The organism is Cylindrospermum sp. FACHB-282 (assembly GCF_014697195.1).
In the GTDB taxonomy this organism is placed as follows: Bacteria; Cyanobacteriota; Cyanobacteriia; order Cyanobacteriales; family Nostocaceae; genus Cylindrospermum.
In genome coordinates, this window is record NZ_JACJRJ010000040.1 from 16,477 (window position 1) to 39,162 (window position 22,686).

Here is a 22,686-nt window from a genome sequence, read left to right on the forward strand (position 1 = left end):
ATGGTTTTCTATATTTGTAATAACTTATGCCTATTCAAATAGCACTCCAGGTAAATGGAGAAACTCGCAGTTGTTCATCCCAAACGCCATTACCCGACTTACTCCAAGAGTTAGGCTTTAATCCCCGCTTGGTGGCGGTAGAGTACAATGGCGAAATCTTACACCGTCAGTTTTGGCAGCAAACTCAAGTACAACCAGGCGATCGCTTAGAAGTTGTGACCATCGTCGGTGGTGGCTAATTTAATAAACAGGAATAGCCAGACTCAGGTTTGTACAGCCAGCGGTGCAGGTTTTTTCGTTTAGCTAATTCTTGTCCTTGACGTCCGAGTTTTTCCCGTAGCGGTTTGTCTTGACACAAAAGCTTAAAAGCTTGGAAAACCTCATAGCCAGATTTGGCATTCACCAGGAGGCCATTTTCTTCGTGGTGAACTGCATCGAGAACACTACCTGAGCGAGAAGCAATTACAGGTTTACCAAAATAGCTGGCTTCTAAGTAAACCATGGCAAAATCTTCGAGATTTTGAGTTTTGTGATTCAACAAAGTCAGCATGGCGAATATATCACAGGCTGCATAGTAGCTAGCTAATTCTCGTTCGGGTACATATCCAGCAAAATGTACCCGCTTGTCTACTCGCAACCGCTGGGATAAAGACTTCAGGTGGGACTCAAAAGGCCCTTGTCCGCAGATTATATAATGGACATCTAGCCCAATAGTTAACAATAGTGGTAAGTTATCAATCACAAGATCAAAGCTTTTGTGCTTTACCAGCTGTCCTACCGAGAGAATGACAATTGCTGTTTCTGGAATATTGTAAGCCTGACGCAACCGTAGATTTAAATCATCAAGATGACTAGGACTAGTTGCAGTCCCAAATTTTTCTGGTCTAACTACTGGGTTAATTACGTGGGTAGGGGAATCTACGCGGAAAGCACTTCTTAGGTAATCTCGTGTATGGGAACTATTACAAACAATCCCTTCAGCCCGTGAGAGTGTTAATTTAAATAGCGATCGCCATAAAGGGTTACCTGAAGCACAACGAATATCGTTACCATGCAGATAGATAAAAAAGCGAATAGGTAAGATATAGCTGAGTAGCAACATAGCCGGAAAGTCATAGCCATGACACCACTCAATGTAGCGGTAATGATAGCGAAAATAGAGTTTACAAGCTAGCAGCAATGTCCAGATAATATTGAACAGAGACTTGAGGATATTTCCCAGAAACCCACCAGTCCAGAACCTAAAGTATGGCCAGCGAAAAACCGGAAACTGCTGCCCTTGGTCAAATACTTTATCTCCTGAACAACCAGCAGCTAGTACAATTACCCGGTCTGGGTCTTGCAGACAGCGACTATAGACATACTCCCCAATTACAGCATCTAGCGGACGGAAGATCCGAGATATGACTAAGATATCTGGGTATGCAGTTTCGTCCCTGATTTGTGTCCCTATCCGTGAAATATTTTCCATAAATTATTTTGTTTGAGTTTGTGCATATTCAAAATTAAGAATTCAAAATGCCTCTTTCAGAGGAGCTCCGCTAACAAAATTCAAAATTAAGAAAGATTGATTTGATAGAGTTTCCGGGCTTGTATCTGTCGCCATCTTTTTTGGGAGAGGCTACACCTAGGAGTTAGCTGTGCGTCAGCACTACACAATCCACAATCATTCGACTGAGCGCTCACGACGTAAGCACAAAGCGCAGGCTATACGCCAACGCGTAGCATGACCCAGGAAAGTCTAAAATCGAAAATTGTATAACTTGTTGCAACCATAGCTTTGGTATTTTTTGAGAAGAGAAAATTTCCATCAGTTCATCAGTATTTACATGACTTAGAGCTACTGAACAACAAGTCAATTGAAGGATGAATTGTCAACGATGAAATCTAAACTATGAAATTAGAAATACATTCCACAAATCAATCTAGGGGCTGACAACAGGTATTCTTTATCAGCCGCAGAGATGCTGACAGGCAAGAGGTCTGTATGTTTCTCAAAAATGGGAAATGCATTGTACCAAGTTTTGCTCCAAAACCCTTGTGATTCCAGTGGGGCAGTTGCTGATACTGTATCGAAGTTACCTTTTTTTTGCATCCTTTCTCCTTGATTCTAGCTAACAATCTAGCAGCAAAAACAAACCAGGAGCCTACATCATTTTTGTGTCATTGCTATTCACATTACCTAACTTAGGCATAGCAAAGGGAGATATTGATTGTCCTGATTATCGCTTTGGAATAGATGGTTGGCAAAACCACAATCTCCAAATCCACTTTCATCCCAAGCTACACACAAACTTCAGCAATATTTTAGTGCATGAACTAGGGAGATTTATTTTTTAATTTGTTTAATTTTATTTTTGACTGCCAATTTATCACCACTGGAGAATTTTTCTGCATGATGAACCCTTACTAGAACTTACCGTTAATATCCAAAGTAATTTTTCAGAGACTGCTGTGGATATTACTAAATCTAGCTGTTACCAATAGATTATACTGAACACCACCAATAATAGTGCCAAATTGCCAAAAAAATTGTGGTGATTTTGTAGCCTATGTAATAGACTTTACACCCTGATAATGATTTTCGACTGCTTAATTTTTATTTCTTTGATCCTTCAACTTGTATGGAGGAGATACGATAGCAAGCATCGTATCCATACAGCGATGATAGGTATTTTCTCAATTAAAGCTAAATTTACTAGAGGATTTGTTAATCATACTTTTAAGTGTCATATTTAACAAAATATTATATAGCTCTAGCGCTGTAAAGCAATGCCTGATATACAAATTTACAATTAACTAGATACATTTCAAAAAGAGGTTTTTACAGAAAGCCGTGTATTATAACTACATAGCAAATATTCCTGAGGAAGTTATTACCCTTAGTATGTTTTACAAGAATATGTAACTTTTATGACTATTTTTTCTAATAAACAAAGAACAAGGAAAATTATATTACCTAACTAATTGCCACTCATCTTGATAAGTGTTTCAGCCAAATTATTGAGCAAAAAGAAGATTATCAAAGCAATTACCATTAAAACTATCCCCCAATCTCTATTTAAGATTGTTTTCATCTCCTCAAACAATCAGTCAAAAGAAGAATTGGCAATTAGAAATATATGTATAATCGAAAACTTTATTTCCAAGCTTGATAACAGCAGATAGTAGTAACGATTGTAGCGGTTTTTAGTTAAATGGAATACATGACAAAAACCTGATGTCAATTCCTTTCCTGAAGACTGTAGAGAAATTGCATCTAATGGCTCTACAATTTCCCCAAAGCCGATCAATCATCCTGCGATACGGAGAAGGGCGAATCATTAATTAATGCCAAAGTTTAACGATTACGGGGATGCTGTGTAGTACGGTTATCAATGTGAGAAATCCCCCATGCGATCGCACCCAACCCAAGAGCAGACGCGGTAGATTGAATATGTAGCTGACAATCAAAAACTTGCTTGCTTGTTAAGGACTGGCGTCAGCCACACACCGCAACACTTAATCGAGTACTGCAAGCAATCATAACTAAATACCGTTTTTCCAGTGACTATGCTATGCGTAAAAAATTACAACAAACCATCAAACCCCTGTTAAAAACCTTCTTTCTCCTGAGCCTGGTGCTAGGTTTAGCCCTTGGTCATGCCGATGGCGCATTAGCTGCCCGCAGTGGTGGCCGCATCGGTGGTGGTTCCTTCAGAGCACCTTCTAGCCGGAGTTACACACCGCGCACTTACGCACCTCCCGGTGGCGGGGGATACTACGCTCCCTATGGCGGCGGTGGTTTTGGCTTTCCTTTCTTGATTCCCTTTTGGGGAATTGGGGGCGGATTTGGCAGTGTGTTTAGCATCTTAATCTTTTTGGCGATCGCTAACTTCTTAGTGCAATCCTTCCGCCGCAACACCGGTAACAGCACAGAAGAAGCAGACTACAACAGCAACTCCACAGTTGCCATCACCCGTTTGCAAGTTGGTTTATTAGCTCAAGCGCGTGGTTTGCAAACCGAACTCAACCACATAGCCGAAACTGCTGACACCAACACTCCAGAGGGGAGAGCAGAAATCTTACAAGAAGCCAGCCTAGCATTACTGCGCCATCCCGAATACTGGGTATATGCAGGTGGTGGGACTCAACAAGCCAAATTAAACGCAGCTGAATCTCAATTCAACCGCTTGTCATTAGCCGAACGCAGCAAATTCAGCGAAGAAACTCTTTCCAACGTCAACAACCAGCTAAAAGCCGCCCTAGCCAAAGAAGCCTTACCCCCAGCTGAACTCGACAACCCCACCCGCCTAATTAGCGAAGGGCCTGGAGAATATCTCATCGTCACCTTACTAGCAGCGACTCTCGGTAAATTAGGAATTCCCCCAATTAACAGCGCCGACGACTTACGTCAAGCTTTGCGGATAATTGGTAGCCTTCCTAGCGAACAACTTTTAGCCATGGAAGTTCTTTGGACTCCCCAAGCAGAAGGCGATACCCTGACATCTGATGATTTGTTTGCCGAGTATCCTGATTTGAAACTGGTTTGATCGAGTAGGAGCACTGAAGCGCTGACTACAAACTAGAAAACCGCGTGTCTGATGGCAAGCGGTTTTTTTCGGGTGCAATTATTTTGATTATTTACTGATAGTTCTTCCTTATCAAGATTAGCATAACAAATCTAGAAGGCAAAGTCAACACCAATAAACCATAAAAACGCCAATTTATTTTTTAATTATTTAATCTGAGTACCTTTGGTGGGAGAAACTGCCTAAATCATCTCCTCAAGAGAAAACACCACCCGAAAGCCGCATATCCTCAACCCACCATCAGACTCATTCCAGCTACGGCTAGCACTGCGACAAAGTTCTGCACTGAAACTCCAAGAACCACCGCGCAACACTCGGCGATGCTGATCACCGCCAACATCCCAAACCTTACCATCAGCTGGTGCACCGTTGTAATTGTTATGCCAGGGGTCAGCACACCATTCCCAAACTAGCCCATGCATATCATACAATCCAAAGCTGTTTGCCACCTCAAAACTGCCGACAGGTGTCGTTTCTTTACGAGATTTGCTTTTTGGTTCCACAGCAGAAGTATCACCACCACTACAGTTAACTAAGTCAGCAGTAATGGTTTCGCCAAAGTGAAAAGATGTCGTAGTTCCAGCGCGACAAGCATATTCCCATTCAGCTTCACTTGGTAAACGGTAATCGCGTCCAGTTTTTGCCGATATCCTAGCACAAAATTCTATAGCTTCGTGCCAAGATACATTTTCCACTGGTAGATTTAACCCTTTAAATTTAGCAGGATGAGGATTTAAGGTTTGTTGGACTTTAGGTAAAGCCGCAACAGCCCGCCATTGTGCTTGAGTAACAGGAAATTTCCCCATAAAAAAAGGTTCAACTATTACTTGATGTTGGGGACGTTCATCTGCATCTCCTTCCAACTCTGGCGAACCCATCATATAGATACCGTCAGGAATTAATACCATTTCTAGAGTGACGGCTTTACTCAATTCTTCTACTAAAAATTTCGACTGGCGTTGATCTCGGCTAACTTCTCTACCGGCTGTGTCTACTGTGACTACATGAAAATCAAAAGTTTGTAAAGGCGGTAACGGTAACTTAACTTTTGCTGGTGGTGGTGGCGGTGGTGGCGGTAATGGTGGTTGGGGAATTACCGCAAATTTTAGTGCAACGGGGGATGTTGTAAAACTTAAGTCGTTGATAACTTCTGTTGCTGATTGATATCTATCGCTAGGAAAATGTTTCAGCAATTTATCTAAAATTATTTCTAAATCATTGCTAATAGTGATGCCTTTTTTCTGTAATCTTTCATGCCATAACCACTTAGCGTTCATCGCATCATAAAGAGGATCATTAATTTGACCATAACCATTTTGTGAAGGTAAATCTTGGGTTAAAAGTCTGATACAAGTTACCCCCAAAGCATATAAATCACTAGCATGACAAGCAAACCCCGCCATTTGTTCAGTTGGGGCATAACCTAGAGTATAAATTACTGTAGCTTGTCTAACTAAACTGGTTTGTGTTACTTGCTTTGCACCGCCAAAGTCAATTAATACAGGTTTACCATCAGCTTCACGGCGGATAATGTTTTCTGGTTTGATATCCCGATGAATAACATTATGTTGGTGAATAAATTCGAGAACTGGTAATAAATCACTTAAGAGTTGGCGAATTTCTGCTTCGCTATAAGCTTGTTGTTGAACTTCTTTTAAGAGAGTTGGCCCTAAAATAAATTCTTGTACAAGGTACAAGCTAGCAGCTTGCTCAAAATAAGCTAGTAATCTGGGAATTTGGGTATGATTTTCTCCTAGTTCATATAACCTAAAGGCTTCTTCTTTGAAAAATTCTGCTGCTTTGTTGCGTTGTCTTGTTCCCTGAACTTGGGGGAAAAATTGCTTGATGACGCAAGGTGCATTTAGTCTATCTGCATCTTCTGCGGCATAAGTTCTGCTAAACCCACCTTCACCTAATAACCTCAATACACGGTAGCGGTTTCTTAGAAGGTTGCTAAATTTGTTTTGTCCGCAACTTTGACAAAATTTATTGCTGTCTGGGTTGAATGGATTTGAGCAATTGGGATTTTGGCAGATTTGCATAAATGAGGGGGAAATAGCATCTTTTCCAAACTTAGCCCCAATATTATCTACTTGAAAACAAAAATAAAGACGAAAGATGAAGGAACTATCTTTATTTGTGTATCAGGAGTGAGACTTATCTGAGCTTAAGTATTAAATCTGCATATATATATGAGCGCACGGATTTCGATCATATAAATGATATTAGAATAATCGGGTGATTATGTCAAGTAGATAGATAGTTAATTTCCTATAATTTTATAGTGAGAATAGTTGATTACTCAGCAATTAATATATAGCAGTCCTAAATCATTTGTGAACACAAAGATACCCGACTTCTTAGAGAAGTCGGGTATCTGACTCACTTTATGTTCACAAATCAAATAGGATTGCTATAGTATCACTACATACAAAAAATATTTTTTTTAAGAGAATAGGTTTCGCGATTTCTAGTTGATATCTGGCTACAGAAATTTTCGATTTATGATGTATTTAAAATATCTTTATTAGAGATTATTTATCAAGTATCTTGGCGACTAGAAGTCACAGCTACACAGGCAAGACGCAAAGCGGCTTCTCTCCAGGAAGTCCACCTGCGCGGGTTAAGAAACTCTTATATTATCTTGAGCTTTGATTGTCGCCATTGACGCGAATCAATTCAGCTATACCAGCGACAATAGCGGAGACCGAAATTAACATCACACTGAGGGCATTAATATCAGGTTTGACTCCTGATCTGATGCGACTAAAAATTTCCATTGGTAAGGTGTTAGAACCGCTACCAGCGGTAAAACTGGCGATGAGAAAATCATCTAAACTGAGGACAAAGGCTAGTAAGCAACCAGATATAATTGCCGGCATTAATTGAGGTAGTAAGACTTGGATAAAGGCTTGTAATGGTGTGGCGCCTAAATCTAGTGCGGCTTCTTCTAGGTGGGGATCTAAGTTGGTGAGTCGAGAAGAAACTACTAAGCTAACGTAGGAGAGACAGAAGACTATATGCGCCGCCGCAATTGTCCACACACTCAGGGGAATGGCAAATGCTGCTAGACAGACTAGAGTAGCAACGGCGATCGCAATATCGGGAATCATTAAGGGTAGGTAAGACATACCCCGATATAAACTTTTAAGAGGAAATTGATAACGCGCCAACCCCACCGCCATCAAGGTTCCCAGTACTGAGGAAACCAATACTGCACAAACAGCAACTATTAAGCTGTTGTTCAAAGCCGATAAAATCCGCTCGTCGTTGAACAATTTGCGATACCAATCAAGGGTGAATCCTTGCCAAGTTGCACTGTAGGGTGACTGGTTGAAGCTATAAAAGGTCAGTACCACTATAGGCAGGTACATGAACACAAATATCATTAGTGAGAAAACCGCCTGCCATGAGACACGCGGTTTTTTTGGTTGTTGATAGATATTCATATTTTTTTATTATAGTTCTTCCTTGTCAAAATTAAAACTACCACATTTAAAATCAAAAGTCAATCAGTCCCCATCATCTTGTTTCCCAACTTGTACGAACCTGCCTGATGGAGTGATTTGAAATCAAACACGACACAAATTAAAGCTCTCACAAGGCGAATTTATTGATAGTTTTTTAGGAACTCTCAAGGGATCAATACAAAGAAAACTTTGGCTGTGGCATCAGTCATAGTAAATTTTAGATATTTTAATTTCCTAGTTCATACTTTATTTTTGAGATAACATTCTACCTCTTTAGTTGAGGATAATTTCCCTACCTAGGGTAGACGATTAATCTAGAACTAAACCCATAATATGTTGAAGTACTTCTTTATATAATTGGTGTTCTAAGTAAGTTTATGGTGCATGAATAATTCCTGTAAAGCACTACTTAAACAGAAAACCAACACCGGGAATTTCAGTCTGATAGCTTAGGAGTTTGATAATGAGAATTGCTCAAATTGCCCCATTGTGGGAGAGAGTACCACCTCCAGCTTATGGCGGCATAGAGTTGGTTGTAGGGTTGCTAACTGATGAATTAGTCAGACGGGGACACGAAGTTACCCTATTTGCATCAGGAGATTCTCTCACTTTGGCAAAGTTAGTGTCAGTTCATCCCCGTGCGCTCCGACTTGATCCTACTGTCAAAGATTGCGGTATCTATGAATCGTTACAACTGGCTACAGTTTACGAACAAGCAGAAGAGTTTGATCTTATTCACTCCCATATGGGACATGGGGCGCTGTCCTATACCAATCTTGTCAGTACCCCTACAGTTCACACGTTGCATGGTATTTTTACACCTGACAACGAAAAGATGTTTAAATTTGCTAAGAAACAACCCTATATCAATATTTCCCAGGCACAAAGGGAACCAAAGTTAGGACTGAACTATGTAGCTACTGTTTACAATGGTATTGATGTTAATAGTTATGAGTTTCATGCCCAACCAGAAGATCCACCTTACTTGGCTTTTTTGGGTCGAATTTCTCCAGAAAAAGGGACACACCTGGCAATTGCCGTTGCGAAAGAAACGGGTTGGCAATTGAAAATAGCAGGTAAGATAGATTTAGTCGATAAAGAATATTTTGAGCAAGAAATTAAACCCCACATTGACGGGGAACAAATTCAGTATTTAGGTGAAGCCAACCATGCTCAAAAAAATGCCTTGATGGGAGGTGCTGTAGCAACTTTGTTCCCCATCACCTGGCGGGAACCTTTCGGGTTAGTCATGGTGGAATCAATGGCTTCAGGTACGCCAGTGATTGCGATGAAATTGGGGTCTGCGGAAGAAGTTATTGCCCATGGAAAGGTAGGTTTTCTCTGCAATAACATACAAGAGTTTATCAGTGCAATTGATAAAATACCTGAGTTAGACCGCTATGACTGTCGGGAGTATGTGGAAAACCATTTTAGTGTGCAGCAGATGACCGATGGATATGAGGCGGTTTATCAACAAATTTTAGCAGAGAAATTTTCTCAGAATGGATATTCCCGCAGTTTTGCAGATTTAGCTAAAAGCCGTATTTAGGCAATCTAAACTGAGATGAATTTAGCTCTAATTGTTTCTATGCGTTGGCGATTTACCCCTAAGTCGCTTTCGCCCAACCGGGAGGCTGAACGAACATGGATCACTTTAGTTTTAGGGTCTAGAGAGAATTCCACATCGTCTACATAACCCATCAATGCACTTTTGAATTCTGCATATAAATAATCCTCGCTTTCAGTAATTATCTTAGTTCTAGGTAATGACTGAATGATTCTTTTGAGAAAGGCGATAGCTTTTTCTGGGGTAGTTGTGAAAGTCAGCGGTGCAATTTGGTGTGTTGGATCTGAGCTTTGACTGGAAACGCAGTTAGGGCTGTTAGGGCAGGGTGCTAATCTACCATTGCGAACGCCTAAATTATTTGGTCTTTGACCTGAAAAAATCATAATATTCGATGCTGGTAAATGAATAATTCAACTGTCACACATTATAATTTACCAGGATATACATATATCAAGGGTATTTTGTCATTTTCTCATGTATTTTCAGATAAGTAACCTATCTGATTCTGAAATATTCGTTTAAATATGGTCGTTCTCCACCAGCTTTCAGATTTTCTCGACGCCAACTCGAAAATTCCTGTTTCACCCCCTAGCTATTACTATGAAGGGAGTGCCAAGGGTGGGGAGATGCTGAGACTACCCCGCACAGCTTTGGTAGAAGCGATCGCCTATAATTTAATGGAACACCTGAGGGAAAATCCCCTGTATTCCCGTGAAGGCAAGATGTACGGCGTTTTGCTAGTGGAACTACCCACAGGTGAACAAAGGGTAATTAAAGCCTTTTCTGGTTTATTGCATGGTTGCAGTGTAGTTGAAGGTTGGGTGCCCCCGATTCCCGGACGGGATCAAGTTGTCCTAGAAGAAGCCCGGACTTTAACTGAGTTAGAGACGATTAAGCAAAAACTGATTACCCTAAAAAATCTGCCAGAACGCCTGGAATATCAAATCCTGGCTAGTGAATTTAAGCAGCAGTTACAATCAATGTGCGATCGCCATCGAGACTGCAAACAGCAACGACACTCAAAACGCCAGCAACTTTGCCAAACTCTCACAGGAGAAGCCCTGACAATTGCCCTAGAACAACTCGACGCCGAAAGCCGTCAGCAGGGAATTGAGCGCCGACACCTTAAAAGCCAACAAAATTGTATTTTGCAGCCACTCCAGCAGCAAATAACAGCGGCAGATAAGCAAATTAGAGAACTCAAGCAACAGCGTCAAGCACTATCCCGGCGACTGCAAGCAGAGATGCATGCTGCCTACAGCCTGACTAATTTTTCCGGGCAATCCTTATCATTACAGCAATTGATGCCAGGAGGTTTGCCAACGGGGACAGGAGATTGTTGTGCGCCAAAGCTGCTGCACTATGGGGCAACATATAACCTAAAACCCTTGGCAATGGCGGAATTTTGGTGGGGTGCATCCTCACTGAATCGAGACAAAATTCAGGGGGAATTTTATGGGGCTTGTGTAGAACGCTGTCAGCCATTAATGGGGTTTTTGCTGTCAGGATTGAAACCTCACCCCCCTACTTGGGAAGGGCTTTGGGGAGAGGTGCCGATAATTTATGAAGATGAATGGCTGATTGCTGTAAATAAACCCCCAGGATTGCTTTCAGTACCTGGTCGTTATCGCCATAATCAGGATAGTATTCTCAGTCGCTTGCGTCATCTGTTACCCCATGGGATGGCGATTACATCTGTCCATCGTTTGGATCAAGAAACATCCGGTATTTTGCTGCTGGCACGGGATAACTTAACCCATCATCAACTAAGTTTGCAGTTTCAGCAACGGCAGATTCACAAAGTTTATGAAGCCATACTTGCTGGTGCTGTGGCAACGGACAAAGGTGTGATTGAATTACCATTATGGGGAAATCCTGAAAATCGCCCCTATCAACAAGTAGATGAGGAAAGGGGTAAACCTAGCTTGACTCATTTCCGGGTAATGAGGCCAGAAGGTGAGTATAGCCGTGTGGAGTTGACACCGATTACAGGACGCACCCATCAACTGCGAGTTCATGCTGCTGATCAACGAGGATTGGGGGTGACAATTTTAGGCGATCGCCTTTATGGTTGCAATGCCGTGGCTAATCGCTTATATCTGCACGCGCGGGAACTTAGCTTTCACCATCCCCAATCGGGGGAAAATCTCCATTTGCAAATAGAGACACCGTTTTGACGACATAACAGCAATTTTCAGGTAAATAAACCACTTTCTGATCCTAGGGACACAGCAATGCTGTGTCCCGAAACTTCTGGTCTCATGTAAAAATCATATTGATTAATTGTAATCCCGATGCTGGCTGTGATCCGAATCAGGCTACCTTGGATAGAAAAAGGCTTTGCTAGAGTATACAGTAACAATTGGGATAGCTTGATTACAGACTCAAAGGTGGGAATTTCCATCCGCGCGATCGCAAATTCATCTCCACTTAAATGGCCAAGGAAATCTGTTGGGGCCATACAGGTTGTTAGCCGCTGGGCAACTGCTCTTAACAGCAAATTTGATGTCTCATGCTCCAACCCATGACTCAATCCAGTGAAATCATCAATACCCAGCAACAGGATAGCTACTAGCCCCTGGTCTTTCTCCGGTTGGGCAACACCCCGGAGGAGGCGATCACAAAATAAATCCCGATTAGGCAATCCAGTCAAGTCATCGTAGTTAGTAATGTAGTGAATTAACTCATCTAATTTGTGAAGAGTTTGTGAGGTATTTGCCATTAGCGTACCCGCTTCATCAGTAAATTCTGTGGGCAATTCAGGTAATCTATTGGTATTTAGATAGTCTTGTAATGCAACAGATGTCAAAATCACTGGGGCGAGGAGGAGGCGTAGCGCATAAAGAGTAGCTGCCGTACCTGCTAAGGTAGCCAACAGAGCAATCACCAGAACTCGCACCGTCATCTCCCAGGAATAGGAGTTTGAAGTGATGAAACTGAAGACTAAAGCTAGAAGTGGTACGTGAGTACCTAAAAATGCTACCAACATGATTTTGGCGATGTAACTTTTATTGAGCAATCCGAAATTAGCCAGAGATGAGTACAGATTAAGTGTGTGATTGAGCTTCATCATTTCTGAGCGGGGGTTGAGAGTTGGTAAATTAATTAATTGCGGCGTATTTTGGCAAAATTATCACTTTCATTCACGATTTAGGCGAATAAATCTCAATGGCAGTAGCCCAATATAAGGTGATATTTTTATGCTTCCCAATCCGGCTGTACACTAATAGATTTATTTATATTTATTCTGTTAGTTTTCGATAAAATTTACTTCACAATTAAAATTGCTGATCTTCAAGCGGTTATTTTAAATAAAAAGTTTGGATGAATTAAAGGTGAATTTATGATTAAATAAGTTTCAGTGAGTGAAGCCGATGGTGAAACGCCCAACCTAGGCGAACATACTATTGAGCTTAGACACAAAGCGGCTTTCCTCCGCGATCGCTTTTTTTGTGCTTACTGGTGATATAAAATTGAGTAAAGCCATAACCATTCAGCGAAGACGAACCATCAGAGCATAACCTGCACTGTTACCGAAAAACTGGGTCTAAAGCCCCGTCCTTCTAGGACGGCTTTTTATTGTATTTGATTAATATTATACCAAATGTGATAGTATAAGACAGGAGGTAAAAATGATGCTTGTTTTTGAGTTTAAAGCTTATGGGTTGGCAGCCCAACTAACAGCAGTAGATGATGCAATTCGCACTGCAAAGTTCATCCGAAATAGCTGTATTCGGCTATGGATGGACGTTAAAGATATAGGTAAAAACGATTTGCAGAAATATTGTGCAGTGCTTGCGGCTAACTTTCCCTTTGCTAATGAACTCAATTCAATGGCTAGACAAGCTTCTGCTGAAAGAGCTTGGTCTTCTATCTCTAGGTTTTATGACAACTGCAATTCGGGAATTTCTGGAAAAAAGGGGTATCCTCAATTCCAGAAAGATTGTCGTTCTGTAGAATACAAAACATCAGGATGGAAGCTTGCGGATAATCGTAAATCCATAACATTCACTGACAAAAAAGGGATTGGGCGATTAAAACTCAAAGGTACTCGTGATTTGCACGAATACCAAATCAACCAAATAAAACGGGTAAGATTGGTAAAGCGTGCGGACGGCGTTTATGTTCAATTCTGTATTGATGTTAACCGTTTTGAGAACATAGAACCGACAGGAAATACAGTTGGACTAGATGTCGGACTAAAAGAGTACTACACCGACTCTGATGGAACAATGGTTGAAAATCCTAAGTTTCTTCGTATTGGTGAAAAAGTTCTCAAGCGTTCACAACGTCGTGTTTCCAGAAAAGTAAAAGGGTCAAAAAATAGAGGCAAGGCTAGACAGATTTTAGGAAAGCGCCACCTCAAAATAAGTAGGCAACGTAAAGACCATGCTGTGAAATTAGCACGGTGCGTAGTTCAGTCTAACGACTTGATAGCCTATGAAGATTTGAGGATTAAAAATTTGGTGAAAAATCATTGTTTAGCTAAGTCTATTAATGACGCATCTTGGTATCAGTTCCGTGTCTGGGTTGAATACTTTGCCAAAGTATTTAAGCGCGTCACGGTTGCGGTTAACCCGCAGTATACTAGCCTTGAATGCTCTAGTTGTGGTGTCATTGTTAAGAAAACACTATCCACTCGAACCCATGTTTGTAAATGTGGTTGTGTGATGGATAGAGATGAAAACGCAGCTAGAAATATCCTGAGTCGAGGATTGGGTACGGTAGGACATACCGGAACCTTTGCGCTAGACGCAAGCAACGCTTGGGGAGATGAAACCTCTACTCAAATTGGTGAAAACCTGTTTGAGCAAGTTATGTCTTAGATTCAAGAATCCCCGTGCGTTCACGCCGGGGAGTGTCAAAATGCAGATGTCTAGCAAGCAGCGTTTTGTCTGCCCACATCCAGAAAAAGATGAGTAATCAAATTCAAGACTACAACCCCAGCAGCGTCGGTGAAAAAAATGGTAATCTCCTTGGTTTACCCTTTGATTACGAATCTGCAAACCTGATTGTTATCCCAGTACCTTGGGAAGTTACAGTTTCCTACGGTGCTGGTACAGCCAACGGGCCGCAGCAGATTCTAGATGCTTCAACTCAACTCGATTTATTTGATTTTGATCATCCTGATGGCTGGAAACAGGGAATTTTCATGATACAAATTCCCCAAGATATGTTAGACAAAAACAAATATTATCGCGCCGAAGCCGCAAAAATTATTGAACGGCTGGTAGAAGGTAAACAACTGACAGATACACCAGATTTAATACCTGTGCTGACAGAAATTAATCAAGCTTGTCAACAGGTAAATCAATGGCTATTTACCCAGTCACAAGCAGCAATTAACAATGGTAAGCGAGTTGCAGTCATTGGTGGTGATCACAGTTCACCCTTAGGCTATTTCCAAGCATTAGCCGCTAAATATTCAAATTTTGGCATTTTGCACATAGACGCCCACGCAGACTTACGCGATGCCTATGAAGGATTTGAGTTTTCCCATGCATCCATCATGTTTAATGGGTTAAAAATCCCGCAAATTTCCAAATTAGTGCAAGTAGGAGTGCGGGATATTTGCCATGATGAAGTGCAAATAATTAACCAATCGAATAATCGAATTGTCGCTTATTACGACGCAGCAATTAAACAAAAGCTTTATTCTGGCACGACTTGGATTGATATCTGCCGAGAAATTATCAGCCATTTACCTGAGTCCGTTTACATCAGCTTTGATGTTGATGGTTTAGATCCCAAACTTTGCCCAAGTACAGGTACACCTGTGCCTGGTGGATTAGAATTAGAGCAAACTTTTTGCTTATTTCGGGAATTAGTAAATAGCGGCAGAAAGATTATAGGTTTTGATCTCTGCGAAGTCGGTGATGCTGAGTGGGATGGAAATGTAGGTGCGCGGATTGTTTATAAACTGGCGAACTTGCTAGATTTATCTCAGATAAAATAGAACATCATGAACAAAGAGAATCAAAATTTTAAGCATGGTTATGTTTAAAATGCCAAAATTAAAAACTAGCATTGATAAATTCTTCCCTTAATACTTCCCATTCTGGCAGCCATTTCCAAACATCTTCCTCTCGCTCTATTTTCTTAACAACTTGGTCTAAAAAAACTGGAATTGGACTATTAACCCCTGAAGCTTTTGACTCAAATCCAAATTCTCTTAATTTATTTTCCATGCTACACAATAAATCTTTACCTGCAAAAAAAGTTAGGTAATTTTCAAAATGAAATCCACCAGGGCTAAAAGATGGAAGTAACTCTTCAAATTTTTCTAAAACAGCATCTGCTGTAACTATACGTTCTCCTTTCTTACTTTGAACTATTTCCCTTATTTTTATTTGACAGGCTTCCTTATTTTTACCCCTAGGAAAGGGATGTTGTGAACCAAATACGTTTTTAATTGCTTCACCCCAAGAATTAGGGAACCCAAAGTAATTTAGAGCAAAACGAGCGGCTGTATACACTGCAATTTGTTTTACAGATGCATCTAAAGCTTCACGGTATGAATCCATAGATGGAAGTTTATTCCTTACAGTACGTTGAACAACTACTGGATCAATCAAATAATTTTCTATCTCTTTTCTTTGCCACTTCCAACCTACTTGTACTCCTTCATAGTTGTATGGAAGTGGTGAGTCTGTTGGGATAAACTCATAGTTATCAAAATCACGATCAACTATTCCAGCTAGATTTGATATGACTACTCTATCAGGAATAATTTTTTCCATAAAACTTTTTCCCCCAAGGGGTTTAATTTCGCATTTAGGCAAAAGTTGACGAAGAAGTCTTATATCATAACTGCCAGAGTTTCCTTCACAGTAAAGAACACCTACAGACACAAAACCCCTCCTGGTAGCCGATATATGTCACTTTGACTAATTACATTGCTTACAGCTTCCGAATGAGTTGTGATAATGAATTGACAAGTTGGGGCAATTTTCATTAACTGAGCAGTAAAAAATTGAGATGCTGAGGGATGTAAATTTAAGCCTATTTCATCAATTAAGACAACTGAATATGCAATTTGCTGCCTAACAAACTCGTAGAGGATAGGAAAAATTGATTGTTCACCAGCAGACATTTCAGCAACGTCATAAGTTCGATGTCCATCACTGAGTAAGAAGTATGTAGTTTCTTCTGTTGGAGAATCTATACTTGGAAGTTCCTCTAGATTTTCTGCAAAATAACGGTCAGTAAATACTTTCTTATATAATCTTTCTAACTGTTTAAGGTAATCATTTTCAAAACTAATATCAGGGTTTTGTCTACGTTTCCAACGAATCAGATATTGACGTAAACTACCAACGCCTAACTCAAAAGAAGTTTCACTTCTAAGCTCTTTTTTACCTTCTCCTGCTTCGTGATTTGGATTAGCTCCTAAATTACGAAACTGATCGAACCAAAAAATTCCTGGAAGTTTAGAGAAGTAATGGCGAACAGATTGATCACCACGATTGATAAACCACTGTGCATAATAGCGTCCGCGAAATTGAGAACGTTCTTCAGGCGTATTACCAGCTTTCCAGAAATCTCCACTCAAAATAACTTTAACTATACGACTGTCACCTGGTTTTACAAATGCTCGCTCAGACCGAAATTCTGGTGGCTGGGCATCATACCATCTTCTGGCAATCTCACGAGTTGCTTCTAGTTCTTCTTCTTCAAAAGATACTTCTAACTCGATTCGTGGTGTTCCCCATCGCCAGTAGCGTCCAGGGAGAAACCCAATCCAATCAAAATCAGAAATTTTGTGAATCCGCCCGGTTGCCAGTGATAGCGGCAGAGCAATTGCCTGTAATAATGTTGTTTTGCCAGAACCATTGTCCCCTAGAACTAAGAAACGATCGCTAACTTCATTAAGGGTTTTATTTTTAAAAGAAACCCTTAAGTTTTCAAATCTTTTGAAATTTTCAATATAGATAGATTCTATTTTCATTTGTTAGTTGCTCCCCTTAATAGTGGATTAAACCAATCATATCTTTATATTGGCAAATATGGCGAGCGATCGCTACGCAGGTGCTGTTGCCCAACAACCCGCAAAACAGCAACCCAACTAGAGTAAAATTAACATCCATCCCAAATGCCCAACCCTTTATCCCATGTATTGCGATTACCTGGTACAAATTCTGACTGCCCGCGTGTATGATGTTGCCCAGGAAACACCACTGGATTATGCTCCTAACCTCTCCGCACGGCTGAATAATCAAATCCTGCTAAAACGGGAAGATATGCAATCAGTCTTCTCCTTCAAGCTGCGGGGGGCTTATAACAAAATGGCGCAACTATCACCAGAATTGCTGTCTCTAGGTGTAATCACTGCCTCTGCTGGTAACCATGCCCAAGGAGTTGCCCTCGGTGCTAGTCGGCTAGGAACGCGAGCAATTATCGTGATGCCAGTCACCACACCCCAGGTAAAGATAAATGCAGTTAAAGCACGGGGGGGAGAGGTGGTATTACATGGCAATACCTATGATGATGCCTACGCCCACGCCCGACAGATGGAGGTAGAAAAAGGGCTAACCTTTATACATCCCTTTGATGACCCCTATGTAATTGCCGGACAGGGAACCATCGGTATGGAAATTCTCCGCCAACATCAGCAACCCATCCATGCAATCTTTGTCGCTATTGGTGGGGGCGGCTTAATTTCGGGAATTGGGGCTTATGTTAAACGGTTGCGTCCCGATATCAAGATTATCGGCGTTGAACCAGTTGATGCTGATGCGATGTCGAAATCTCTCAAAGCTGGTCATCGGGTGCGCTTATCTCAGGTGGGGTTATTTGCTGATGGTGTAGCAGTGCGGGAAGTGGGGGAAGAAACCTTCCGCTTGTGTCAGCAGTATGTAGATGAAATCATTTTGGTGGATACAGATGCTACCTGTGCCGCGATTAAAGATGTGTTTGAGGATACACGCTCAATTTTAGAACCTGCGGGGGCATTAGCGATCGCAGCTGCAAAAGTCTACGCCGAACGCGAACAAATCCAAGGACAAACCTTAATTGCTGTCGCCTGCGGTGCTAACATGAACTTTGACCGCCTCCGCTTTGTGGCAGAACGGGCAGAATTTGGTGAACGCCGGGAAGCGATATTTGCCGTGACAATTCCCGAAGAACAGGGAAGTCTGCGCTTGTTTTGTGAATGTATAGGCGATCGCAATTTAACAGAATTTAACTATCGCATAGCCGACCAACAAGAAGCACATATTTTTGTCGGCGTGCAAATTCAAAACCGGGCTGACGCTGCCAAAATGGTAACAAACTTTGAAAACGTCGGCTTAAAAACCCTTGACTTAACAGACGACGAACTGACAAAATTACACCTACGGCACATGGTAGGTGGACATTCTCCCCTAGCCCACAATGAATTACTCTACCGATTTGAATTTCCCGAACGTCCCGGTGCATTGATGAAGTTTGTCGCTTCTATGTGTCCTGATTGGAATATCAGCCTATTTCACTACCGTAACAACGGCTCAGACTACGGGCGAATCGTGGTAGGAATGCAAGTTCCGCCCCACGAGATGGAAGAGTGGCAGGCATTTCTCGATACACTCGGCTATCGCTATTGGGATGAAAGCCAGAATCCCGCATATAAGCTATTTTTGGGATAAGCCAGGGCAGGTATCGGACTAGCAACCAGCCAAACCGCCTCCTCTGTCTTGGTTTCTCAATTTCTACCAGAGGCAGAAACGCCATTTATCTTCACACCAGCCTTCTATGGCAGCATTCTGACCGGATTGCTTACCACTATAATAGCCTGGATATTACTAACCAAACCTTGCCGCCCATAACTCTCCATCCCATTTTGAATTTTGAATTTCCCCCCATGTCTACCCAACCCACAATTCAAAGCATATACACCGATGGCGCTTGCACCGGCAACCCTGGCCCTGGTGGTTGGGCTGTTGTCATCTACTTTAATGATGGCTCAGTTCACGAAATGGGTGACGGCTCTTCCCATACCACCAATAATAAAATGGAGATGCAAGCGGCGATCGCAGCTCTGCAATTTCTAGAAACATCTGGACAAACCGAACCCATCACCCTCTACACCGATAGCGAATACCTGATTAACTGCGTTACCAAGTGGGTACACGGCTGGAAAAAGAAAGGTTGGAAAAAATCAGACGGGAACCCCGTCCAAAACCAAGACCTTTTAGAAACTCTCGACGAACTCAATAGCCGCCTAGTAAAATGGCAACACGTCCGGGGACATTCTGGTAACATAGGTAACGAACGTTGTGATGTGATTGCTCGTGCCTATGCCAGCGGCAAAATCCCATCCTTACAACAATTACCCTCCCGTAATGCCCACCAAACCTTAACCCCAGCAACAGAAATAAATGTAGCAAAAGTAGCTAGTTCTGACTTACACTCTTCAATAACTCATAAACAACCACAGGAAAGCAGTACTTTTGCACCAGATATAACCTTTATGGAACCATCGACCGCACCCGCTGGGACTACAGTTGAAGCCCAACCTTCGGAAATGAGAGTTTCACAACTCCGCAATCTAGTGGAAACTCTACATATTGCTGACGAAATTGCTGATAAAGGCTACCTAATCACCAGTTCCGAACTAGCAGATTTAATGGATGTCCACGCTAGCGCCGTTACGAGTCGGGGAGACCAATGGCGTTGGCGAAATTGGATAGTTTCGCGGGTAAGACGTGAAGGTAATCAAATTCTCTGGGAATTAGAACGAGGGGATCAATTAGAGAGTGGTGAATAATCGGCAATAGGGACTTACCAATTACCAATTACCAATTACCAATTACCAATTACCAATTACCAATTACCAATTACCAATTACCAATTACCAATTACCAATTACCAATTACCAATTACCCATCACTATACTTTCTTCCTCGCCATTCTCGCGGCTTGTGGAAAGCAGACAAGAAGATTCGCAGCACCGCTAAAGGGTCAGCCAAGGGGGAAAGCCAGAATAGCCAACCACCTTTGGCATTTTGACGATTGTATGATGGTGCGATCGCCAATAGCAAAGCAAAACGAATTACCAGCAAAAATATATTCAGTCCCAGGACTAAAGCAGGGGGGGAGAGAGACAGCACTAGCGGCCCAGAAATCAAGAGATAAGCAGGGACAAGCAACAGGGGTAAACCCTGAACTGCTGTAAGTAGCCATAAATCCCCCCAAATTTGAGCGCGGGAAGCAGCATCTTTAAGATCGAGGCTCCGTCCCCATTCCTTCCATGTATCCATTGCTCCTTCATACATCCGCACCTTCAGCACTTTCGCGCCATCTAAAAAGCCCACTTTAAAGCCAAGGGCTGCAATATTCCGTGCCAATGTCACATCATCACAAAAAGAACCCTTAGCACTGCTATAACCATTTACAGCCGCTAAAACAGAGCGCCGACATAAAAAACACTGTCCGTTAGCCATGACCCGTTCTGGTTGCTGGGTATTAATCCCAACTGGGTCAAATCGGTAAAGCAGAGTCATCAACAAAGCTGGTTGTAGCCAGCATTCCCCTGGATACTTAAGAATGAACTGGGGAGAAAGGGAAACCAAATCATAGTTTTGTGCTGTCGCAGTTTTGAGCAACCCTGCAACCAAACCGGGATCTGGCTGAGTATCAGCATCCATCCCTAAAAACCACTGACTGGCTTCTGAACTGTGCAAAAAGCCGTTATGTAATGCCCAAGGACGCCCCACCCAACCATTTGGTAAGGGGTCATCTGTCATCAGGCGAAAGCGGGGATCTTGCTGCTGCGCGGCTTTTACTAAATCAGGGGTACCATCTTGGGACTTACTATCTACTACGATAATTTCCCGGACTTCGTAGCTTTGGCGACTTAAGCCAGCTAACAGGGGACTAATCCGCTGGGCCTCGTTGAGTGTGGGAACAACGATACTAACGCTACCCAAAAGGTCTTGAGTTGGCTGTTGGGGTTTGATAGCGGGTTGGCGTCTTGGCCCTTGCAACAGTCGTGAAAGCAAAATCGCTGTTGCTGGTAATTGGAAAAGTAGTAATAGGAGAGAAATAACGCTTAATATGATCAAAATAGTTGGCAAAGATCAAAAATTTTAACTCAGGGATGGGAGGGTGCGGAGTATGCCGCACCTCACACCTCCAGATGCTATATCCAAGCTGTCGGTTTACTTGAAAGCAACCTTGACGCTAGCAACAGAGACTTCATTGGTTGCTGACTCCACAACAGTCGCGGGTGCATTAGAACCTTTCAACCACAACAATACAGCGGGAGCTACACCTAGAACAAACCCTAGCAATACTGGAATGGTGAATCCAGCAGCCAAGCTCATAACTGTAGCGAAACCAAAGTTAGCTAAATAAACTACCAAAGGAACGTTAAGTTGCGATCGCTCTAATTTAATTGGGTTGTTTTTCCACAATAGGGCCGACACAGTCATAAACAACGCACCAGTCCCCATCCAACCAGCAAAGTTTTGGTAAGGCATGCCAAAGAAAGCCCCCGGTTGTTGCCAATACCAGAAGGGAAGAGAAGTTTGACTCATGGCGGGATCTAGCACAAAATCCCAAGAAGTGAGCAGCAAAGCTCCCAAGATGATCGCACCGAAGTGACGTAATAAGCTGGGTTTTTTGTCTACTTCTAAACCTGCACGGGCCAACAGGTAAGAAACACATCCTACATAAAACCACGACAAGGGAATTGTAAACGGCACTAAACCCGCAATTTTATAACCCAAGCCGCTGAGGTAGCTGTAGTGCCCAAAAGGAAAGCCTGTACTGGTTCCTAGTAATTCACTGCCTAAAGAAATAAACACCGAAGGCAGCATAAACCCCAAAGTGCGACCTAAGCCCAAAGTCCGGTAGGCATACAGAAATACACCTACTGCACCCAAAATCATATAAGCTACACCGCCACCAGCCATACTCCACTGCATGGCGGTCTGTCCAACCTCTGATAAGTTCAAAATTACTTCGGCATTAGGTACGACCAGTAGTATGCCTACTAAGCCAAACACCATTGACACGATATGACCTATCAGACATACGCGTTCAGCAATAACAAGTTGTCTCATGATAATTCCCTAACAAGATGTGACACGCGGCTACT

17 protein-coding genes and 1 pseudogene are annotated in these 22,686 nt (G+C 42.1%); 8 read left to right on the plus strand and 10 right to left on the minus strand.

Annotated elements, in window-relative coordinates; translation table 11 throughout:
- Positions 1-26 precede the first annotated feature (26 nt).
- A complete protein-coding gene (gene thiS, locus H6G32_RS19220; RefSeq protein WP_190461119.1) occupies positions 27-239 on the plus strand; it encodes a sulfur carrier protein ThiS in 213 nt (70 codons plus the stop codon).
- Here thiS and H6G32_RS19225 read toward each other — a convergent pair.
- Positions 236-1,471, minus strand: coding sequence for a glycosyltransferase family 4 protein (locus tag H6G32_RS19225; RefSeq protein ID WP_190461121.1), 1,236 nt, complete (start codon positions 1,469-1,471; stop codon positions 236-238). The genes thiS and H6G32_RS19225 overlap by 4 nt on opposite strands.
- Positions 1,472-3,557: 2,086 nt before the next feature.
- Between H6G32_RS19225 and H6G32_RS19240 the strand changes: the two genes are divergently transcribed.
- Complete coding sequence (locus H6G32_RS19240) at positions 3,558-4,532, plus strand: DUF1517 domain-containing protein (RefSeq protein WP_190461126.1); 975 nt, start codon at positions 3,558-3,560, stop codon at positions 4,530-4,532.
- 221 nt (positions 4,533-4,753) lie between these two features.
- Here the strand turns inward: H6G32_RS19240 and H6G32_RS19245 are convergent, their stop codons facing one another.
- The gene (locus H6G32_RS19245; protein ID WP_190461128.1) at positions 4,754-6,613 is read right to left on the minus strand and encodes a bifunctional serine/threonine-protein kinase/formylglycine-generating enzyme family protein; all 1,860 of its coding nucleotides are present in this window, start codon (positions 6,611-6,613) and stop codon (positions 4,754-4,756) included.
- Positions 6,614-7,210: 597 nt separating this feature from the next.
- Positions 7,211-7,945, minus strand: a complete 735-nt coding sequence (locus H6G32_RS19250) for an ABC transporter permease (protein WP_242046654.1) — start codon at positions 7,943-7,945, stop codon at positions 7,211-7,213.
- Positions 7,946-8,504: 559 nt separating this feature from the next.
- Here H6G32_RS19250 and H6G32_RS19255 point away from each other — a divergent pair.
- Entirely contained in the window at positions 8,505-9,590 is a 1,086-nt protein-coding gene (locus H6G32_RS19255) for a glycosyltransferase family 4 protein (protein WP_190461133.1), read from the plus strand.
- A 5-nt stretch (positions 9,591-9,595) separates the two neighbouring features.
- Here H6G32_RS19255 and H6G32_RS19260 read toward each other — a convergent pair whose 3' ends face one another.
- Complete coding sequence (locus H6G32_RS19260; protein ID WP_190461135.1) at positions 9,596-9,991, minus strand: DUF1499 domain-containing protein; 396 nt, start codon at positions 9,989-9,991, stop codon at positions 9,596-9,598.
- Between the two features lie 141 nt (positions 9,992-10,132).
- Between H6G32_RS19260 and H6G32_RS19265 the strand changes: the two genes are divergently transcribed.
- A complete protein-coding gene (locus H6G32_RS19265) occupies positions 10,133-11,785 on the plus strand; it encodes an RluA family pseudouridine synthase (RefSeq protein WP_190461136.1) in 1,653 nt (550 codons plus the stop codon).
- 92 nt (positions 11,786-11,877) lie between these two features.
- On the opposite strand, the pseudogene H6G32_RS19270 reads toward H6G32_RS19265, so the two are convergent.
- Positions 11,878-12,678: pseudogene (locus tag H6G32_RS19270) on the minus strand (diguanylate cyclase domain-containing protein); the annotation flags it as partial.
- Between the two features lie 565 nt (positions 12,679-13,243).
- Here H6G32_RS19270 and H6G32_RS19275 point away from each other — a divergent pair.
- Positions 13,244-14,434, plus strand: a complete 1,191-nt coding sequence (locus tag H6G32_RS19275; protein WP_190461183.1) for an RNA-guided endonuclease InsQ/TnpB family protein — start codon at positions 13,244-13,246, stop codon at positions 14,432-14,434.
- Positions 14,435-14,523: 89 nt separating this feature from the next.
- Positions 14,524-15,564 carry an agmatinase SpeB gene (gene speB / locus H6G32_RS19280; RefSeq protein WP_190461138.1) on the plus strand — a complete coding sequence of 347 codons (1,041 nt, stop codon included), beginning with the start codon at positions 14,524-14,526 and terminating at the stop codon, positions 15,562-15,564.
- A gap of 58 nt (positions 15,565-15,622) precedes the next feature.
- Here the strand turns inward: speB and H6G32_RS19285 are convergent, their stop codons facing one another.
- The 3 genes from H6G32_RS19285 to H6G32_RS27145 are packed head-to-tail and all read right to left on the minus strand — an operon-like array spanning position 15,623 to position 17,695.
- On the minus strand, positions 15,623-16,459 hold the full coding sequence (locus tag H6G32_RS19285) for a DUF4435 domain-containing protein (protein WP_190461140.1): 837 nt from the start codon (positions 16,457-16,459) through the stop codon (positions 15,623-15,625).
- A complete protein-coding gene (locus tag H6G32_RS19290) occupies positions 16,450-17,556 on the minus strand; it encodes an AAA family ATPase (RefSeq protein WP_190461142.1) in 1,107 nt (368 codons plus the stop codon). Before H6G32_RS19290 ends, H6G32_RS19285 begins: the two co-directional genes overlap by 10 nt.
- A 16-nt stretch (positions 17,557-17,572) precedes the next feature.
- Positions 17,573-17,695, minus strand: coding sequence for a hypothetical protein (locus tag H6G32_RS27145; protein WP_255502555.1), 123 nt, complete (start codon positions 17,693-17,695; stop codon positions 17,573-17,575).
- Positions 17,696-17,719: 24 nt separating this feature from the next.
- Here H6G32_RS27145 and ilvA point away from each other — a divergent pair, with 24 nt between their 5' ends.
- Together ilvA and rnhA are read left to right on the plus strand one after the other, a co-directional pair.
- Complete coding sequence (gene ilvA, locus H6G32_RS19295) at positions 17,720-19,231, plus strand: threonine ammonia-lyase, biosynthetic (protein ID WP_190461144.1); 1,512 nt, start codon at positions 17,720-17,722, stop codon at positions 19,229-19,231.
- A gap of 215 nt (positions 19,232-19,446) precedes the next feature.
- Entirely contained in the window at positions 19,447-20,352 is a 906-nt protein-coding gene (rnhA, locus tag H6G32_RS19300; protein ID WP_190461146.1) for a ribonuclease HI, read from the plus strand.
- A 112-nt stretch (positions 20,353-20,464) separates the two neighbouring features.
- Here the strand turns inward: rnhA and cruG are convergent, their stop codons facing one another.
- Positions 20,465-21,661 carry a 2'-O-glycosyltransferase CruG gene (gene cruG, locus H6G32_RS19305; protein WP_242046655.1) on the minus strand — a complete coding sequence of 399 codons (1,197 nt, stop codon included), beginning with the start codon at positions 21,659-21,661 and terminating at the stop codon, positions 20,465-20,467.
- Positions 21,662-21,745: 84 nt separating this feature from the next.
- The gene (gene cruF / locus H6G32_RS19310) at positions 21,746-22,651 is read right to left on the minus strand and encodes a gamma-carotene 1'-hydroxylase CruF (protein ID WP_190461148.1); all 906 of its coding nucleotides are present in this window, start codon (positions 22,649-22,651) and stop codon (positions 21,746-21,748) included.
- Positions 22,652-22,686 lie beyond the last annotated feature (35 nt).

Bases quoted from the DNA above. Each gene is read 5' to 3' on its own strand.
- H6G32_RS19290 (WP_190461142.1), bottom strand. From the start codon at position 17,556: ATGAAAATAGAATCTATCTATATTGAAAATTTCAAAAGATTTGAAAAC.
- H6G32_RS19250 (WP_242046654.1), bottom strand. From the start codon at position 7,945: ATGTACCTGCCTATAGTGGTACTGACCTTTTATAGCTTCAACCAGTCA.
- speB (WP_190461138.1), top strand. From the start codon at position 14,524: ATGAGTAATCAAATTCAAGACTACAACCCCAGCAGCGTCGGTGAAAAA.
- thiS (WP_190461119.1), top strand. From the start codon at position 27: ATGCCTATTCAAATAGCACTCCAGGTAAATGGAGAAACTCGCAGTTGT.
- ilvA (WP_190461144.1), top strand. From the start codon at position 17,720: ATGTATTGCGATTACCTGGTACAAATTCTGACTGCCCGCGTGTATGAT.
- H6G32_RS27145 (WP_255502555.1), bottom strand. From the start codon at position 17,695: ATGGATGTTAATTTTACTCTAGTTGGGTTGCTGTTTTGCGGGTTGTTG.
- H6G32_RS19255 (WP_190461133.1), top strand. From the start codon at position 8,505: ATGAGAATTGCTCAAATTGCCCCATTGTGGGAGAGAGTACCACCTCCA.
- H6G32_RS19245 (WP_190461128.1), bottom strand. From the start codon at position 6,613: ATGCAAATCTGCCAAAATCCCAATTGCTCAAATCCATTCAACCCAGAC.
- H6G32_RS19260 (WP_190461135.1), bottom strand. From the start codon at position 9,991: ATGATTTTTTCAGGTCAAAGACCAAATAATTTAGGCGTTCGCAATGGT.
- H6G32_RS19265 (WP_190461136.1), top strand. From the start codon at position 10,133: ATGGTCGTTCTCCACCAGCTTTCAGATTTTCTCGACGCCAACTCGAAA.
- rnhA (WP_190461146.1), top strand. From the start codon at position 19,447: ATGTCTACCCAACCCACAATTCAAAGCATATACACCGATGGCGCTTGC.
- H6G32_RS19275 (WP_190461183.1), top strand. From the start codon at position 13,244: ATGCTTGTTTTTGAGTTTAAAGCTTATGGGTTGGCAGCCCAACTAACA.
- H6G32_RS19240 (WP_190461126.1), top strand. From the start codon at position 3,558: ATGCGTAAAAAATTACAACAAACCATCAAACCCCTGTTAAAAACCTTC.
- cruF (WP_190461148.1), bottom strand. From the start codon at position 22,651: ATGAGACAACTTGTTATTGCTGAACGCGTATGTCTGATAGGTCATATC.
- H6G32_RS19225 (WP_190461121.1), bottom strand. From the start codon at position 1,471: ATGGAAAATATTTCACGGATAGGGACACAAATCAGGGACGAAACTGCA.